Below are 16006 nucleotides of genomic sequence, written 5' to 3'. Positions count from 1 at the left end.
CAGCGTCGGCGTACGGTCAGGGGCCCCGCGTCACCCCGGGGTGGACACCGGCCGTACCCCGACGGTTGCGCCGCCCCACGCGCGCGTACTCCCTGAGATGTCCCTGCGGCCGGACCGACCCTTAGGGGGTGTCAGGCCAGCCAGCCCGGCGTGATCATCCCGGACTCGTACGCCAGGATCACCAGCTGCGCCCGGTCCCGCACGGCCAGTTTGGTCATGATGCGGCTGACGTGGGTCTTGGCGGTGGCGGGAGAGAGGACGAGCCGGCCGGCGATCTCGTCGTTGGAGAGCCCGACGCCCACCAGGCCCAGCACCTCGCGCTCCCGCTCGGTGAGGGCGTTGAGCCGGGGGCTCGGGTCCGGCTGCCGCCCGGCGAGACCGGCGAACTCGGCGATCAGACGGCGGGTCACGGCCGGGGAGATCAGGGCGTCACCGCGCGCCACGACCCGTACCGCGTGCAGCAGTTCCATCGGCTCGGTGTCCTTGACGAGGAAGCCCGAGGCACCGGCGCGCAGCGCCCCGTACACGTGGTCGTCCGCGTCGAACGTGGTCAGGATGACCACCCGCACCCCTTCGAGCCGCGCGTCGGCGGTGATGCGACGGGTGGCCTCCAGGCCGTCGAGCACCGGCATGCGGATGTCCATCAGGACCACGTCCGGGCGCAGTTCGCGGGCGAGCCCGATCGCCCGCTCCCCGTCCCCGGCCTCGCCGACGACCTCGATGTCCTCCTCGTCGGAGAGGATCGACCGGAAGCCGGCCCGGACCAGGGTCTGGTCGTCGGCGAGCACGACACGGATCATCGGGGGTCCCTCTCGGACGCGGTGGGGTCGGTGGGCGGGGCGGAGCCGGCCGGTTCGGCGGACGTGGTGGTTCCGGTGGGCGCGGCGGGTGTCGTCAGGGGCAGTCGGGCGTCGACCAGGAAGCCGCCGTCGTCGTTCCGGGCGGTGAGCTCCCCGCCGAACGCCCGGGCCCGCTCGGCCATGCCCCGGATGCCGCTGCCCAGCGGCCGCCCCTCCGGCGCGCCCTCGCCGTCGTCCGCGATCCGCAGCCGTACCGCGTCCGCGCCCCAGTCCAGGGTGACCGTCACGGTCCGCGCGCCCGCGTGGCGGGTGACGTTCGTCAGCGACTCCTGCACGATCCGGTACGCGGCGAGGTCGACGGGCGGCGGCAGCGGTACGGGCGTGCCCGTGGTGTGCGTACGGACGTCGAGGCCGGCGCTACGCGCGCGCGTAGCGAGGTCGTCGAGGAGCGCCAGACCGGAGGACGGCGTGGTCGGGGTGGCCTCGTCGGCCCGGCGCAGCACCCCGAGGGTCGCCCGCAGTTCGCGCAGGGCGTCCTTGCTGGTCGCCTTCACCGCCTCCAGGGCCTCGGTGGCGGTGGCGAGCCCGGCCTCGGGGGCCGGCTTCTTGCCGAGCCGGTGCAGCGCCGCGCCGGACTGGACGTTGATCAGCGAGATGCTGTGGCCGAGCACGTCGTGCACCTCGCGGGCGATCCGCAGCCGCTCCTCGGTCGCGGACTGCCGGGCGCGGGCCTCCTGCTCCCGCTCGGCGGCGAGCGCCCGCTGCTCCACCTCGTGGAGATAGGCGGTCCGGGTGCGCTGGGCCCGGCCGACGGCGACGAGGCTGATCAGCCACCCGGCCAGCATCGCGAGCGAGGTGTCGTCGATCTGCCGGTGCCCCGGCTGCTGCCGGATCTCGCCGAACCCGACCGCGAGCAGCGTGACGGCGGCGAGCGCGACGGCCGCGGCGAAGTGCCCCTCGGCGGCGGTCGTGTACAGCGCGAGGGCGAAGGCGATCATGAGCGGCCCGTCCTGGGCGGACAGCGGGTAGTAGACGACGCAGGCGAGGAGCGTGGTCACGGCCACGGCGACCGGCTGTCGCCGCCGGAAGTACAGCGCCCCGCAGCCGGTCAGGATCAGCACCCAGCCGAGCGCCGTACGGAGCGCGGGCTCGCTCGTGTACTGCGCCGAGACGAGCGTCCAGACCGCCACGACGAGCAGGACGACTCCCGCCACGAGGGCGTCGGCGGTCCTGGGCGACGGACGGCCGCCGGGGGCGCGGAGGGGGCGGGGCATGGGTCGAAGGATAGGCCGAGGGCGCTTTCCGAAGGATGTTAGCCGAGTTGTTTAGTAAAGAAAGTGACTATAGTGGCGAAGTGCACGCTGGGCTCAGGTGGTGCTCGGGGGTCGAGGGAAGGCGGAGTCCATGTCGGACGGCACGTTTCTGCGGTACGTCGCGCTGGGGGACAGTCAGACGGAGGGGCTCGGCGACGGTGACGACACCGTCGGGTTGCGCGGATGGGCGGACCGGCTCGCGGAGCTGCTCGCCCGCGAGCGGTCCGACGTGCTCTACGCCAACCTGGCCGTACGGGGCCGCCTCGCCGGTCAGGTCCGCGCCGAGCAGCTCGCTCCCGCCCTCGCGCTCCGGCCGGACCTCGCCACGGTCGTCGCCGGCGTCAACGACCTGCTGCGGCCGCGCTTCGACGTGGACGCGACGGCCGGGCACCTGGAGGAGATGTTCGCCGCGCTGACCGCGCGAGGGGCCCGCGTCGTCACCCTCACCTTCCCCGACGTCGGCCGGATCACGCCGCTCGCCCGCCCCCTCGGCCCCCGCGTCGAGGCCCTCAACAAGCGGATCCGCGCGGTCTCGCGCCGCCACGGCGTCACCGTCGTCGAGACCTCCCACCACCCCGTCGTCACCGACCCCCGGCTGTGGAGCCCCGACCGGCTGCACGCCGGACCGATCGGCCACGCGCGCATCGCCGCCGCCGTCGCCCACGCGCTCGCGTTGCCCGGCTCCGACGACTCCTGGAGCCGCCCCCTGCCCCCGCAGGCCCTTCCCGGGGGGCTCGGCGCGGTGGCCGCCGAGCTCCGCTGGGCAGGGTCCTTCCTCGGCCCCTGGCTCGGCCGGCGCCTGCGCGGCCGCTCGTCGGGCGACGACCGCCGCGCCAAGCGCCCGGAACTGCTGCCGGTGACGGCGGGCCCCCGGTAGGTTCATGCCGCCGAGGACGCGGCGGGAGGGGCGGTGAAGCCGTGATCGAGACCGATCTGGAGTCGGCCGACGGGCGCAGGCTGCACGTCTACGACACCGGGGACGGCGGACCCGAAGAGGCCGGCGGACCCACGGGGACGGGTGGGGCCGAGGGGGTGGGGCGGTCTGAGGGCGTCGGTGGGTCCGAGGGTGCGGGTCGGTTTGAGGGTGCCGGTGGGTCCGAGGGTGCGGGTCCCCGGCTCACCGTCTTCTGGCAGCACGGGACGCCGAACGTCGGCGCGCCCCCGGCGCCCCTCCTCCCGGCCGCCGCCCGGCTCGGGATCCGCTGGGTCTCGTACGACCGCCCCGGGTACGGCGGATCGACCCCCCGGCCCGGCCGGGACATCGCGTCGGCGGCCGCCGACGTCGAAGCCGTCGCCGACGCCCTGGGGATCGGCCGGTTCGCCGTCATGGGGCATTCCGGCGGCGGCTCGCACGCCCTGGCCTGCGGCGCCCTCCTGCCGGAACGGGTGCTCGCCGTGGTCGCGGTGGCGGGCCTCGCCCCGTTCGGAGCCGAAGGGCTCGACTGGTTCGCGGGCATGACGGCGTCCGGCGCGGCGGCCCTGCGCGCCGCAGCCGAAGGGCGCGCGGCGAAGGAGGCGTACGAGGCGGACGCCGCGTACGACCCGGAGATGTTCACGGCCGCCGACCACGCCGCGCTCGCCGGCGAATGGTCCTGGTTCGGCGATGTCGTCGGTCCGGCGGTGGAGGGAGGGCCGGGCGGCCTGATCGACGACGACCTCGCCTACGTCTCCCCCTGGGGATGCGATCCCGCCGAGATCGTCGCGCCGGTGCTCCTGCTGCACGGCGGCGGGGACCGGATCGTGCCGAGCGCCCACGGCCGGTGGCTGGCCGATCGCTGCCCCGACGCGGAGCTGCGGCTCGTCCCGGACGAGGGGCACGTCTCCGTCCTCGGGGGCGGCTCGGCGGCCCTGGAGTGGCTCGTGGACCGGTCCGTCTGACGGGGTCGGCGGGTCGGGGTGCGGCCGTCCCGGGACTCCTCCGGAGACCGCGTGGCGCGCTTGACACTAAAATCGAACATCCATTCTCATGGAAGCCCGACCCTTGGAATCACGGGCTTGTCGCCGGGTTGTCCACAGGGCGGAGGGGACGTCGGGGCCCATTGTCAGTGGCAGGGGTTAGCGTCTTTCACATGAAGCGATCGACTCAAGCAAACCGGGTGGAACCCATGGCAGGAACCGACCGCGAGAAGGCGCTCGACGCCGCGCTCGCACAGATTGAACGCCAATTCGGCAAGGGCGCCGTGATGCGCATGGGCGACCGAACCCAGGAGCCGATCGAGGTGATCTCCACCGGATCGACCGCCCTCGACGTCGCCCTCGGCGTCGGCGGCCTGCCGCGCGGCCGTGTCGTGGAGATCTACGGACCGGAGTCCTCCGGCAAGACGACCCTGACCCTGCACGCCGTGGCCAACGCCCAGAAGGCCGGCGGCCAGGTCGCCTTCGTGGACGCCGAGCACGCCCTCGACCCCGAGTACGCCAAGAAGCTCGGCGTCGACATCGACAACCTCATCCTGTCCCAGCCGGACAACGGCGAGCAGGCCCTCGAGATCGTCGACATGCTCGTCCGCTCCGGCGCCCTCGACCTGATCGTCATCGACTCCGTCGCCGCGCTCGTCCCGCGTGCGGAGATCGAGGGCGAGATGGGCGACTCTCACGTGGGTCTCCAGGCCCGTCTGATGAGCCAGGCCCTCCGGAAGATCACCAGCGCGCTCAACCAGTCCAAGACCACCGCGATCTTCATCAACCAGCTCCGCGAGAAGATCGGCGTGATGTTCGGCTCGCCGGAGACCACGACCGGTGGCCGCGCCCTGAAGTTCTACGCCTCGGTGCGCCTCGACATCCGTCGCATCGAGACCCTCAAGGACGGCACGGACGCGGTCGGCAACCGCACCCGCGTCAAGGTCGTCAAGAACAAGGTCGCGCCCCCCTTCAAGCAGGCCGAGTTCGACATCCTCTACGGCCAGGGCATCAGCCGCGAGGGCGGCCTGATCGACATGGGCGTGGAGCACGGCTTCGTGCGCAAGGCCGGCGCCTGGTACACGTACGAGGGCGACCAGCTCGGCCAGGGCAAGGAGAACGCCCGCAACTTCCTGAAGGACAACCCCGATCTCGCCAACGAGATCGAGAAGAAGATCAAGGAGAAGCTGGGCGTCGGAGTCCGGCCCGAGGCTCCCTCGGCCGAGCCGGGCGCCGACGCGGCGGGCGCCGCCGACGCGGCCGGTGCGGACGACGCCGCCAAGAGCGTCCCGGCCTCCGCCGGCAAGACCGCGAAGGCGACCAAGGCCACCGCGGTCAAGAGCTGAACCCGTGACCGGTCGCACCGAATGGCCGGGTGACAGCCCCGACTCGTCGAGGGCCGAGAAGGAGCTGTCACCCCAGGACCCGGCTGAGCGGGCGCGCGCGATCTGCCTGCGCCTGCTCACCGGGAACCCCCGCACGCGCAAGCAGCTGGCCGACGCGCTGCGCAAGCGGGAGATCCCCGACGAGGTGGCGGAGGAGGTCCTCTCCCGATTCGAGGACGTCGGTCTCATCGACGACGCCGCCTTCGCGGGGGCCTGGGTGGAGTCCCGTCACCACGGCCGGGGCCTCGCCCGCCGGGCGCTCGCCCGGGAGCTGCGCACCAAGGGCGTCGAGCCGGCCCTCATCCAGGAGGCGGTGGACCAGCTCGACTCCGAGCGGGAGGAGGCCACGGCGCGCGAGCTCGTGGACCGCAAGCTGCGCGCCACCCGTGGCCTCGACCGCGACCGGCGCCTGAGACGGCTCGCGGGGATGCTCGCCCGCAAGGGATACCCCGAGGGCATGGCCCTCCGCGTCGTCCGCCAGGCGCTGGAGGCCGAGGGCGAGGACACGGACGGCCTGGACGAGTCCTTCTGAGACGAGTCCTTCTGACACGGGGGGACAGAAGGACTCGTCAGACCACGCGGGGGAGCTGACCCCGTCGGGGCCGGAGGCCCCGCCAGGGCGCGTGCGAGCGGTAGGACTTCTCCGCTCGGCCGGGCCGGGGCTCAGGCGTGCGCGAGGAGTAGGGGTTCTCCGGCCGGCCGGGCCGGGGGCTCAGGTGCGGATGGCCGGGAGGAGGACCGGGAGGCCGGCGGCCTTCCAGGCCTGGAAGCCGCCGATGAGGTCCGTCGCCCGGTGCAGGCCCAGGCGGCGGAGGGACTCGGCCGCGAGGGAGGAGGCGTAGCCCTCGTTGCAGAGGACCACCACCCGCAGGTCGTGGCTGTCGGCCTCCGCCGCGCGGTGGCTGCCCAGCGGATCGAGCCGCCACTCCAGTTCGTTGCGCTCCACGACCAGCGTGCCCGGGATCAGGCCGTCCCGTTCCCGCAGGGCCGCGTAGCGCGTGTCGACCAGGAGCGCGTCACCCGCCTCGTACGCCTCGTAGGCGGCCCGGGGCTCGATCCGGTCGATGCCCGACCTGACCCGCTCCAGGAGTTCGTCGATGCCCACCCGCTCCTCGCTCACTGCCAGTCCTCCGGGCGCTCGACCTGCTCCAGACGCAGCACCGCGCCCGTCCGGCTGAACCGCCGGATCAGCGGAAGCGGCGGATAGTAGGCGTGCACCGACACCGCGTGGGTGTCCGTGGACTCGTTGAGCACCTCGTGCACATGGTGGCGGCCGAAGGCCCGGCCGGTGCCCTCCGACAGCCGCCGCGAGCGGTCGAGGCCGTCGGTGAGTTCCAGGGTCTTCCAGCCGCTCGCCGGCAGCCGGACCGCGAGCGCGTTCTCGGTCAGCGTCCCGCGCGCGGTCGCGAAGGCGCCCAGTGACTCGGCGTGGTCGTGCCAGCCGGTGCCGGTGCCGGGCGGCCAGCCGATGAGCCAGGCCTCGCTGCCGCCGGGGCCGTCGAGCCGCGCCCAGGTGCGGCCCTCGGGGTCGAGGGGGAGGGAGTCGACGAGTTCCTGGTCGGCCGCCGTACGCCGGACGAAGTCGAGGAGTTCGGCCGAGGTCGGGGCGGAGGCGGGAGAGGGGGAGGAGAGGGGAGGGGGAAGGGGGGAGGCGTGCTGGGGCACGGATGACCGTCCTGAGGTTCGCGGAAGAGCGCGCGCGACGGCACACGGCACACGGACGTGCGTCAGCGGCGGGGCGCGCGCGGGGAAAGGGGCGAGATCAGCAGGACGGGCGACACACGCAGCCCGCATAGCGGAGGAGGTCCATATGGACCCTCCGCCACAGGCGCACATCGGTGTCGGTCACGCTCCGGAGTACACCATGCGCGCCTGCGGGAATCAATGCATGTCCGCCGTGCGGTCGCTCTTCCCGGACGCCGCCACGGACACGGCCGCGGTCTCCTCGGCGGGAGCCCCGTCGTCGGCCGGGCCGCCCCGGGTCGCGTCCGCCGCAGCGTACAGCTCCTCGGGGCGGACCCCGGAGAAGGAGGCGACGAGGTGCCCGTCGGGCCGTACGAGCAGGACGGCGTGGGCCGCGGCTCCCGGATAGGCCTCCGTCACCAGGACCTCGGCCTTCACCGGCAGTGCCTGGACGGCCTCTTCGAGCCGGGGCATCACCCCCGCGGTCCGCCAGTGGCGCCGGTCCCAGACCCCGGTGCCGGGCGCGACCAGGAGGACCAGGAGACGGCCCTGACCGAGCCGGTCCCGGAGCCGTACGGTCGTGCCGTCGGGGGCGGTCACGCGGACGTCCTCGACCGGGGCGCCCGGCGGGGTGCCGACGGGCGCCTGTCCCTCGGTGTACGGGGGCGCGAGGGGGGAGTGGGGGTACGCCGGGGGCGCGCCGAGCGGGCCGCGCCCCACGTGGCCGTCGGTCAGCAGGGCGTCGTGGCCGCGCGCGGCCCCGGGGAGGTACGTGCGCAGGCCCCCGCCGCCGCGCAGCACCGGCAGCGACTGGTCGGCGGCGCGCAGCCGGGTCGCGACGGCCGTCCGCCGTTCGCTCTGGTAGCTGTCGAGCAGCCGGTCCGAGCCGCCGTGGTGCCAGGTGTGGGCGAGCTTCCAGGCGAGGTTGTCCACGTCCCTCAGCCCCTCGTCGAGGCCCTGGGTGCCGACCGCGCCGAGCAGGTGCGCCGCGTCCCCGGCGAGGAGGACCCGGTCCACCCGCCAGCGGCGGGCGAGCCGGTGGTGGAGGGTGTGGACGCCGGTGTCGATCAGTTCGTACGGGGGCGTCACGCCGTCGCACCAGCCGGCCAGGGTCTCGCGGATGCGGGCGACCAGCACGTCCGGGGTGACCAGGTCGCCGCGGGGCGGCAGCAGCCAGTCGATCCGCCACACCCCGTCGGGCAGCGGACGCGCGGTGATCTCCTCGGCCGCGCCGCGCCACGGGGGCTGACGGTGCAACAGGGCCTCGCCGGGCCAGGGGAGTTCGGTGCGGAGCGCGGCCACGGCGTGCCGCTCCACCGCGGTGCGGCCGGGGAAGCGGATCCCGAGCAGCTTGCGTACGGTCGAACGGGCTCCGTCGCAGCCGACGAGGTGGCTGCCGCGCCACCAGGTGCCCGCCGGGCCGCGCGTGTGGGCGACGACCCCGTCCCGGTCCTGCTCGACGGTGTCGAGCCGGGAGTCGGTGACGAGCCGGATCAGCTTCTGCCGGGAGATGGCGTCGCGCAGTCCACGGGTCAGGGCGTGCTGGGGGATGTGCAGCGGGGCGGCCGGGGAGGCGGGTGCGTCGGGGTCCTCGGACCACTCCTCCGTGCCGCCGAGCCCCAGGTCGAGCGTGATCCGGCGCACCTCCTGGCGGCGGCGCAGGCCGCGCCAGCCGATCCAGCGGACGCCCTCGTCACGGAGGGTCGTGCAGCCGAGCCGCTCGACCATCGCGGCCATGTCGGCGCGCAGGACGACGCTCCGTGCCGGGCGGGATTCCTCCTTGCCGGTGCCCTCGTCGAGGACGACGCTGGGCACGCCCTGCGCGGCGAGCGCGAGGGAGAGCGCGAGGCCGACCGGCCCCGCGCCCACGATGATCACCGGGTCCACGGCGCGGCTCCTGAAGGCCGGACGGTCATGAGGGCAGCACAGCTGAGTGTGGCACGAGCCCGGTGGTTGATCACAGACCGTATGCAACCCACTGAAGATGCCCGCGTCAAGCGACGGGGTGGGCGCGGTGCGGCTGACCTCGGGTCAGTACCGCTCCGGCCCACCCCGGTCGGTCCACGGAGGCCCCCGCAGGCCCCCACAGGCCCGCGGACGCCCTCCGGAGTCAGGCGCCGCTGACGGCGTCCGACTTCACCTCGGTGGCTCCCGCCTGGGCGGGGAGAGTCACGGAGGGGGACTTCCTGCCCTGCCGCAGCCGCCTCTCCAGGCGGCCCGCGAGGGCGGTGAGGAGGAAGTTGAGGGCGATGTAAATCAGCGCGATGACCACCAGGGTGGCGATCGTGTTGGCGCCGTAGTTGGCCGTGATCTGCCGGTTCTGACTGAGCAGCTCCCCGAAGCCGAGCAGGGCGCCGCCGAGCGCGGTGTCCTTGACGATGACGACGAGCTGACTGACCAGGGCCGGGAGCATGACGGTCACGGCCTGCGGCAGCAGGACGTACAGCATGGTCTGGCCCTTGCGCATGCCGAGCGCGACGGCCGCGTCGCCCTGGCCCCGGGGCAGCGAGAGCACGCCGGCCCGGACGACCTCGGCGATGACGGAGGCGTTGTAGAGCACCAGACCGGTGACGACCGCGTACAGCGGGCGGAAGTCGGAGCTGACGGTCGTGAACTCCCGGTAGGCCTGGTTGGCGAACATCATCAGGAGCAGCACCGGGATGGCGCGGAAGAACTCCACGAGCACGCCGACGGGCACCCGTACCCAGCGGTGGTCGGAGAGCCGGCCGATGCCGAGGGCCGCGCCGAGCGGCAGGGCGATCACGATGGCGAGCGCCGCGGCCTTGAGGGTCTCGGTGAGGCCGGGCAGCAGATACGTCGTCCAGACCTCGGAGTCGGTGACGAACGGGCTCCACTTCGCCGTGTCCAGCTGGTGCTTGGCGTCCAGGGCGGCCAGCACCCACCAGGCCACCAGGGCGAGGACCGCGAGGAAGCCGATCGTGTAGACGACGTTGCGCCGCTTTGCGCGCGGGCCGGGAGTGTCGTACAGGACGGAGCTCATCGCTTCACCGCCAGTCGCTTGGCCGCCCAGCCCAGGATGAGGCCGGTGGGGAGGGTGAGGACGATGAAGCCGAAGGCGAAGATCGCGAAGACGGCGAAGAGCGCGTCGGTCTCGTTCTCGAGCATCTCCTTCATCAGGAGCGACGCCTCGGCGGCGCCGATCGCGGCCGCCACGGTGGTGTTCTTGGTGAGGGCGATCAGGACGTTCGCGAGCGGGGTCACCGCGGCGCGGAAGGCCTGCGGGAGGACCACGAGCCGGAGGACCTGGGTGAAGCTCAGGCCCAGTGCGCGGGCGGCCTCGGCCTGACCCGGCGGCACGGTGTTGATGCCCGAGCGCAGCGCTTCGCAGACGAAGGTGCCGGTGTAGGCGACGAGTCCGAGGACGGCCAGCCGGAAGCCGATGTCCTCGGAGCGGTCCGCGCCGAGCGAGATGAGCAGGGTCTGGTTGAGGCCCAGCAGACAGGCGACGAGGACCACCGTCAGCGGAGTGTTCCGGACGATGTTGACGTACGCGGTGGCGAAGCCCCGCATCAGCGGGACCGGGCTGACCCGCATGGCGACCAGGGCGGTGCCCCAGACCAGCGAGCCGATCGCCGAGTAGAGGGCGAGCTGCGCCGTCACCCAGAAGGCGCCGAGCAGGTCGTACTGCCCGGAATCAAGAAAGTCGAACACGATGCCCCGCGCTCTCCCCTGGTGGTCGGTCGGTGTGGAGGCCGCCGCGTGGGCGGCGGCCGGTGCCGGCGCGACGGCCGCCCGTGCGCGGGGCGGCCGTCACGGCTTCGGGCGGGGTGGGTCAGTTCTGGACCTTCGGCGCGGGCTCGTACTTGTAGCCGGAGGGGCCGAAGTGCTGCTTGACGAGCTTCTCCCAGGTGCCGTCGGAGACCATCTTCTCCAGCGCCTTGTTGATCTTGCCGCGCAGCTCGTCGTCGCCCTTCTTCAGGCCGATGCCGTAGTTCTCGTCGCTCATCTTCAGGCCGACGAGCTTGAACTTGCCCTGGTGCTCCTTCTGCGAGGCGTAGCCCGCGAGGATCGAGGCGTCCGTGGTCAGGGCGTCGACGGCCTTGTTCTCCAGGCCGGTGAGGCACTCGGAGTAGCCGCCGAGCTGCTGGAGGTCGGCCTTCGGGGCGAGCTTCTCCTTGACGTTCTGCGCGGAGGTCGAGCCGGTGACCGAGCAGAGCTTCTTGGAGTTGAGGTCCTCGACCTTGGTGATCGATTTGTCGTCGGCGCGGACGAGGAGGTCCTGGTGGGTCAGGAAGTACGGACCCGCGAAGTCGACCTCCTTCTTGCGCTTGTCGTTGATCGAGTAGCTGGCGACGACGAACTTCACGTCACCGTTCTTGATCAGGTTCTCGCGCTCGGCGCTGGGCGCCTGCTTCCAGTTGATCTTGTCCTCGGCGTAGCCGAGCTCCTTGGCCACGTACTTGGCGACATCGACGTCGAAACCGGCGTACGTGCCGTCCGGGGTCTTCAGGCCGAGGCCCGGCTGGTCGAACTTGATGCCGATGTTGATCTTGTCGCCGTTGCTGCCGGAGTCGGAGCCGCCGCCACAGGCGGTGGCGGTCAGGGCGAGGACGACGGCGGCCGCGGCGGCGGCGGAGACGCTGCGAAGCTTCATGGAGGAAAGTCCCTTGAGTAGGCGTGAGTTGGGAAGACTAGGTCGAGAACCCGCTCAGTGGTGAAGGATTTTGGAGAGGAAGTCCTTGGCCCGGTCGCTGCGCGGGTTGCTGAAGAACTCCTCGGGCGTCGCCTGCTCGACGACGCGTCCGTCGGCCATGAAGACCACCCGGTTGGCGGCGGAGCGCGCGAAGCCCATCTCGTGGGTCACGACCACCATCGTCATGCCGTCCCGGGCCAGCTGCTGCATGACCTCCAGGACCTCGTTGATCATCTCCGGGTCGAGGGCCGAGGTCGGCTCGTCGAAGAGCATGACCTTCGGGTCCATCGCGAGCGCGCGGGCGATCGCCACGCGCTGCTGCTGACCACCGGAGAGCTGAGCGGGGTACTTGTCCGCCTGAGTGCCGACCCCGACCCGGTCGAGCAGGGCCCGGGCCTTGGCCTCGGCGGCCTTCTTCTCCGTCTTGCGGACCTTGATCTGGCCCAGCATCACGTTCTCGAGCACCGTCTTGTGCGCGAAGAGGTTGAACGACTGGAAGACCATGCCGACGTCGGAACGCAGTCGGGCGAGCTCCCTGCCCTCCTGCGGCAGCGGCTTGCCGTCGATGGTGATGGTGCCGGAGTCGATGCTCTCCAGCCGGTTGATCGTGCGGCACAGCGTCGACTTGCCGGACCCGGAGGGTCCGATGACGACCACGACCTCGCCGCGGGCGATCGTCAGATCGATGTCCTGGAGGACATGCAGCGCGCCGAAGTGCTTGTTCACGTCGGACAGTACGACCAAATCGTCCGCGGCACGCGGGGTGGCCTCGGGACTCTTGGACACTGACTCTCCGCTCATCGGCCTCTTGCTCCGTCCTCCTCGGTTGGGGAGGACACTAGAGACCCGATGTGATGAGCGTCATCACATCTGAGCGGAAATTGAGGATAACGATACGGCCGCAACCGGACACAGGGCGTGAAGGCGACTCCCCGGGCCGTACCGGGTCCGTAACGGAAACGGCGGCGTAACAGGGGGACACTTGACTGTGACACCCATGTTCGGTGTTCATGCCCTGGTACCACCTGGTACACAGAGAGCCGCCATCGGCAGATCACCACGGAATCATCACGGAGGAGGTACGCATGCGACTGCTGCTCGTCGAGGACGACGACCACGTCGCCGCCGCACTCTCCGCGATCCTCGCGAAGCACGGCTTCACGGTCACCCACGCCCGCAACGGCGAGGAGGCGCTCCAGGCCGTCCTGCCCACCGCCCAGGGCGAGCGGCCCTCCTACGGGGTGATCCTGCTCGACCTCGGCCTGCCCGACCAGGACGGCTACCAGGTCTGCGGCCGCATCCGGAAGCTCACCACCACCCCGGTGATCATGGTGACCGCGCGCGGAGACGTGCGCTCCCGCATCCACGGGCTCAACCTCGGCGCCGACGACTACGTCGTCAAGCCCTACGACCCCGGCGAGCTCCTCGCCCGCATCCACGCCGTCAGCCGGCGCAGCACCGGAGCCGAGGAGACCGGCGGAACCACGGGCACCGCCGAGGGGACCGTGCTGCGGCTCGGCCCCGTCACCATCGAGCTGCCCACCCGCCGGGTCAGCGTCGACGGCGAGAGCGTCCCGCTCACCCGCAAGGAGTTCGACCTGCTCGCCCTCCTCGCCCAGCGGCCCGGCGTCGTCTTCCGCCGCGAGCAGATCATCAGCGAGGTCTGGCGCACCAGTTGGGAGGGGACCGGCCGCACCCTGGAGGTGCACGTCGCCTCCCTGCGCTCCAAGCTGCGGATGCCCGCCCTGATCGAGACCGTGCGGGGCGTCGGCTACCGCCTCGTCGCCCCCGCCGCGTGATCCCCGACGGCCCCTGACGTGCGCACCCGACTCCTCCCGCTGCTCATCGTGCTGATGGCCGGCGTGCTGCTGGCCCTGGGCTTCCCGCTCGCCGCCAGCCTCGCCGCGTCCGAACAGCAGCGGGTCGTCGTCGACCGGCTCGACGACGCCGCGCGCTTCGCCGCCCTCGCCCAGTTCGTCAGCGAGAGCAGCCCCGGCACCGACGAGCGGCAGGCCACCCTCGGCGGCGAACTCGCCAGCTACCACGACGTGTACGGCATCCGCGCCGGGATCTTCTACCGCGACAACCGCGCCATGGCCGCCGCCCCCGAGGACTGGGTCGTCCCGTACGACGGGGAGGGCCGGCGCGCCTTCAACGAGGCGCTGCTCGGGCGCCGCAGCCACGACCCGCCCCAGGTCTGGCCCTGGCAGGGGGGCGCGCGGCTCACCATCGCCTCCCCCGTCGTCCGCGACGGGGACGTGGTCGCCGTCGTCGTCACCGACTCGCCGACCGGACAGCTCCGCTCCCGCATCCTGCGCGGCTGGCTGCTGATCTTCGCGGGCGAGGCCGCCGCGATGCTGCTCGCCGTCGGCGCCGCCTTCCGGCTCACCGGCTGGGTGCTGCGGCCGGTCCGCGTCCTCGACGCCGTCACCCACGACATCGCCACCGGGCGGATGAACTCGCGCGTCGCCGCCACCGGCGGACCGCCCGAACTGCGGCGCCTCGCCCGCTCGTTCAACGAGATGGCCGACAACGTCGAGGACGCGCTCGAACAGCAGCGGGCCTTCGTCGCCGACGCCTCCCACCAGCTGCGCAACCCGCTGGCCGCGCTGCTCCTGCGGATCGAGCTCCTCGCCCTTGAGCTCCCCGAGGGCAACGAGGAGATCGCCTCCGTACGGACCGAGGGCAAGCGTCTCGCCCAGGTCCTCGACGACCTCCTCGACCTGGCGCTCGCCGAGCACGCGGCGGCCGAGCTGCGGCTCACCGACGTCGGCGCGCTCACCGCCGAGCGGGTCGCGTCCTGGCGTCCGGTGGCCGAGGACAAGGGCGTCACGCTGACCGGGGAGTGCGGCGCGGTCACCGCCTGGGCGGACCCGGTGGCCCTCTCCAGCGCCCTCGACGCGGTGATCGACAACGCGCTGAAGTTCACCCCCGCCGGGGAGGAGGTCACGGTCACGGTCGTCCCCGACCGGTCGACCGTCGCCGTGGTCGTCGCCGACCACGGGCCGGGCCTCACCGAGGAGGAGCTCGGCCGGGTCGGCGACCGCTTCTGGCGCTCGGGCCGGCACCAGAACGTCAAGGGCTCGGGCCTCGGCCTCTCCATCGCGCGCGTCCTGCTGACGGCGGGCGGCGGAGACGTGACCTTCGCCCCGAACGAGCCGCACGGCCTGCGGGTGACGGTCACCGTCCCCCGGCACGCGCCCGCGGAGCGGGACGCGCTTTAGGGCCCCGGCCTCACGGCTTCACCGACTGGTAGTAGCGGCGGGCGCCGTCGTGGAGTTTCAGGGGTTCCGTGTACACGGCGGTGCGCAGGTCCACCAGCTGGGCCGGGTGGACCTGGCGGCCGATCCCGTCCCGGCTCCTGATCACCGTACGGGTGAAGCCCTCGACCAGGTCGTCGTCGGCGTCCACCGTGGTGACCAGCAGGTTCGCCACCGCCAGGGTCTCGACCGGCAGCCCGTCCTGCGCCTTCGCGTACGCGTCCGCCGGGATCACCGCCGACCGGTAGTACCGGGTCGAATCGCCGACGTCGTGCAGCCGGTCGACCAGCTGTGCGTCCAGCGGGATCAGCCGGACCGGGAAGCGCTCGGACAGCGTCTGCACCGCCTGGGTGGGCAGTCCGCCCGACCAGAAGAAGGCGTCGAGCTCGTCCCGCTCCAGGAGTTCCGGCATCGTGTTGATGCCCGCCGAGACCGGCACGACGTCCCGGTCCGGGGTCAGGCCGGCGGCCGCGAGGACCCGGTCGGCGATCAGGCGCACGCCCGAGCCGGGCTGGCCGACCCCGACCCGGAGCCCGCGCAGGTCCCGGACCTTCTGGAGCGAGGAGCCCTTGCGCACGACGAGCTGTACGTAGTCGTCGTAGAGCCGTGCGCAGCCGCGCAGCCGCTCGAAACCGGGCCTGCGCTCGCGCTGGTACTGGGCCACCGCGTCGGCCGTCGCGACCGTGAAGTCGGCCTCGCCCGTGGCGACCCGGGCCAGGTTCTGCTGGGAGCCCTCGCTGGCCTTGAGCGCTATCGACACCTCGGGCAGGTCCTGCGCCAGGGCGTTCTTGAGGAGCTCCCCGTACTGCTGGTAGACGCCGGTGGGGACCCCCGTACTGAAGGTGACCGAGCCGCTCGGGGCGGGGGAGCGGAAGGGGACGAGCCACCACACCAGCACCCCGCACAGCGCGAGCAGCGCGGCCGAGACCGCCAGGACACGGCGGCGGGCGGCGCGGGAGAGGGAGGGGAACATGCGGCGATCCTGCCAGCTCACCGCCGTCCCTGGCCAGGTTCG

General features: G+C 72.6%; 17 protein-coding genes. 6 read left to right on the top strand and 11 right to left on the bottom strand.

The window, feature by feature from the left end; genetic code table 11:
- Positions 1 to 131 precede the first annotated feature (131 nt).
- Both BLW86_RS10355 and BLW86_RS10350 read right to left on the bottom strand, forming a co-directional pair.
- The gene (locus BLW86_RS10355) at positions 132 to 800 is read right to left on the bottom strand and encodes a response regulator (protein ID WP_093873770.1); all 669 of its coding nucleotides are present in this window, start codon (positions 798 to 800) and stop codon (positions 132 to 134) included.
- On the bottom strand, positions 797 to 2074 hold the full coding sequence (locus tag BLW86_RS10350; protein ID WP_093873769.1) for a sensor histidine kinase: 1278 nt from the start codon (positions 2072 to 2074) through the stop codon (positions 797 to 799). Before BLW86_RS10350 ends, BLW86_RS10355 begins: the two co-directional genes overlap by 4 nt.
- Before the next feature lie 130 nt (positions 2075 to 2204).
- Here BLW86_RS10350 and BLW86_RS10345 point away from each other — a divergent pair, with 130 nt between their 5' ends.
- The 4 genes from BLW86_RS10345 to recX all read left to right on the top strand — a co-directional run bounded on the left by BLW86_RS10345 (position 2205) and on the right by recX (position 5926).
- On the top strand, positions 2205 to 2990 hold the full coding sequence (locus BLW86_RS10345; RefSeq protein WP_093873768.1) for an SGNH/GDSL hydrolase family protein: 786 nt from the start codon (positions 2205 to 2207) through the stop codon (positions 2988 to 2990).
- A 41-nt stretch (positions 2991 to 3031) separates the two neighbouring features.
- Positions 3032 to 3991, top strand: a complete 960-nt coding sequence (locus tag BLW86_RS10340) for an alpha/beta fold hydrolase (RefSeq protein ID WP_371129467.1) — start codon at positions 3032 to 3034, stop codon at positions 3989 to 3991.
- A 227-nt stretch (positions 3992 to 4218) separates the two neighbouring features.
- On the top strand, positions 4219 to 5355 hold the full coding sequence (gene recA / locus BLW86_RS10335; RefSeq protein ID WP_093873767.1) for a recombinase RecA: 1137 nt from the start codon (positions 4219 to 4221) through the stop codon (positions 5353 to 5355).
- Between the two features lie 4 nt (positions 5356 to 5359).
- On the top strand, positions 5360 to 5926 hold the full coding sequence (recX, locus tag BLW86_RS10330) for a recombination regulator RecX (protein WP_093873766.1): 567 nt from the start codon (positions 5360 to 5362) through the stop codon (positions 5924 to 5926).
- A 180-nt stretch (positions 5927 to 6106) separates the two neighbouring features.
- Here the strand turns inward: recX and BLW86_RS10325 are convergent, their stop codons facing one another.
- The 8 genes from BLW86_RS10325 to BLW86_RS10295 all read right to left on the bottom strand — a co-directional run bounded on the left by BLW86_RS10325 (position 6107) and on the right by BLW86_RS10295 (position 12532).
- The gene (locus tag BLW86_RS10325; protein ID WP_093873765.1) at positions 6107 to 6514 is read right to left on the bottom strand and encodes a rhodanese-like domain-containing protein; all 408 of its coding nucleotides are present in this window, start codon (positions 6512 to 6514) and stop codon (positions 6107 to 6109) included.
- Positions 6511 to 7059: a cupin domain-containing protein gene (locus BLW86_RS10320; protein ID WP_093873764.1), complete on the bottom strand. Its 549-nt coding sequence runs from the start codon at positions 7057 to 7059 to the stop codon at positions 6511 to 6513. The genes BLW86_RS10325 and BLW86_RS10320 overlap by 4 nt, the downstream gene beginning before the upstream one ends.
- A 97-nt stretch (positions 7060 to 7156) precedes the next feature.
- Positions 7157 to 7228, bottom strand: a complete 72-nt coding sequence (locus BLW86_RS44030; RefSeq protein ID WP_310851512.1) for a putative leader peptide — start codon at positions 7226 to 7228, stop codon at positions 7157 to 7159.
- Positions 7229 to 7275: 47 nt separating this feature from the next.
- Complete coding sequence (locus BLW86_RS10315) at positions 7276 to 8964, bottom strand: FAD-dependent monooxygenase (RefSeq protein ID WP_093873763.1); 1689 nt, start codon at positions 8962 to 8964, stop codon at positions 7276 to 7278.
- Positions 8965 to 9187: 223 nt separating this feature from the next.
- Entirely contained in the window at positions 9188 to 10078 is an 891-nt protein-coding gene (locus BLW86_RS10310; RefSeq protein ID WP_093873762.1) for an amino acid ABC transporter permease, read from the bottom strand.
- On the bottom strand, positions 10075 to 10749 hold the full coding sequence (locus tag BLW86_RS10305; RefSeq protein WP_093873761.1) for an amino acid ABC transporter permease: 675 nt from the start codon (positions 10747 to 10749) through the stop codon (positions 10075 to 10077). The genes BLW86_RS10310 and BLW86_RS10305 overlap by 4 nt, the downstream gene beginning before the upstream one ends.
- 121 nt (positions 10750 to 10870) lie before the next feature.
- Positions 10871 to 11692 carry a glutamate ABC transporter substrate-binding protein gene (locus BLW86_RS10300; protein WP_093873760.1) on the bottom strand — a complete coding sequence of 274 codons (822 nt, stop codon included), beginning with the start codon at positions 11690 to 11692 and terminating at the stop codon, positions 10871 to 10873.
- 54 nt (positions 11693 to 11746) lie between these two features.
- Positions 11747 to 12532 (bottom strand): amino acid ABC transporter ATP-binding protein, encoded by a 786-nt coding sequence (locus tag BLW86_RS10295; RefSeq protein WP_093873759.1) that lies wholly within the window; start codon positions 12530 to 12532, stop codon positions 11747 to 11749.
- Positions 12533 to 12816: 284 nt separating this feature from the next.
- On the opposite strand from BLW86_RS10295, the gene BLW86_RS10290 reads away from it, so the two are divergent.
- Both BLW86_RS10290 and BLW86_RS10285 read left to right on the top strand, forming a co-directional pair.
- Positions 12817 to 13530, top strand: coding sequence for a response regulator transcription factor (locus BLW86_RS10290; RefSeq protein ID WP_093873758.1), 714 nt, complete (start codon positions 12817 to 12819; stop codon positions 13528 to 13530).
- An 18-nt stretch (positions 13531 to 13548) separates the two neighbouring features.
- Positions 13549 to 14955, top strand: coding sequence for a sensor histidine kinase (locus tag BLW86_RS10285; protein ID WP_093873757.1), 1407 nt, complete (start codon positions 13549 to 13551; stop codon positions 14953 to 14955).
- A 10-nt stretch (positions 14956 to 14965) separates the two neighbouring features.
- On the opposite strand, the gene BLW86_RS10280 is transcribed toward BLW86_RS10285, so the two are convergent.
- Positions 14966 to 15964 (bottom strand): TAXI family TRAP transporter solute-binding subunit, encoded by a 999-nt coding sequence (locus tag BLW86_RS10280; RefSeq protein WP_093873756.1) that lies wholly within the window; start codon positions 15962 to 15964, stop codon positions 14966 to 14968.
- Between the last annotated feature and the right edge of the window lie 42 nt (positions 15965 to 16006).

Origin of the sequence: Streptomyces sp. TLI_105 (genome assembly GCF_900105415.1) — a bacterium.
Taxonomy (GTDB): Bacteria; Actinomycetota; Actinomycetes; order Streptomycetales; family Streptomycetaceae; genus Streptomyces.
The sequence above is the reverse complement of the archived record's forward strand: the minus strand, read 5'-3'. Positions and strand labels throughout refer to the sequence as shown.

Coding starts and splice junctions, on each gene's coding strand:
- BLW86_RS10355 (WP_093873770.1), bottom strand. CDS start 800: ATGATCCGTGTCGTGCTCGCCGACGACCAGACCCTGGTCCGGGCCGGC.
- BLW86_RS10350 (WP_093873769.1), bottom strand. CDS start 2,074: ATGCCCCGCCCCCTCCGCGCCCCCGGCGGCCGTCCGTCGCCCAGGACC.
- BLW86_RS10345 (WP_093873768.1), top strand. CDS start 2,205: ATGTCGGACGGCACGTTTCTGCGGTACGTCGCGCTGGGGGACAGTCAG.
- recA (WP_093873767.1), top strand. CDS start 4,219: ATGGCAGGAACCGACCGCGAGAAGGCGCTCGACGCCGCGCTCGCACAG.
- BLW86_RS10310 (WP_093873762.1), bottom strand. CDS start 10,078: ATGAGCTCCGTCCTGTACGACACTCCCGGCCCGCGCGCAAAGCGGCGC.
- BLW86_RS10300 (WP_093873760.1), bottom strand. CDS start 11,692: ATGAAGCTTCGCAGCGTCTCCGCCGCCGCCGCGGCCGCCGTCGTCCTC.
- BLW86_RS10295 (WP_093873759.1), bottom strand. CDS start 12,532: ATGAGCGGAGAGTCAGTGTCCAAGAGTCCCGAGGCCACCCCGCGTGCC.
- BLW86_RS10290 (WP_093873758.1), top strand. CDS start 12,817: ATGCGACTGCTGCTCGTCGAGGACGACGACCACGTCGCCGCCGCACTC.
- BLW86_RS10280 (WP_093873756.1), bottom strand. CDS start 15,964: ATGTTCCCCTCCCTCTCCCGCGCCGCCCGCCGCCGTGTCCTGGCGGTC.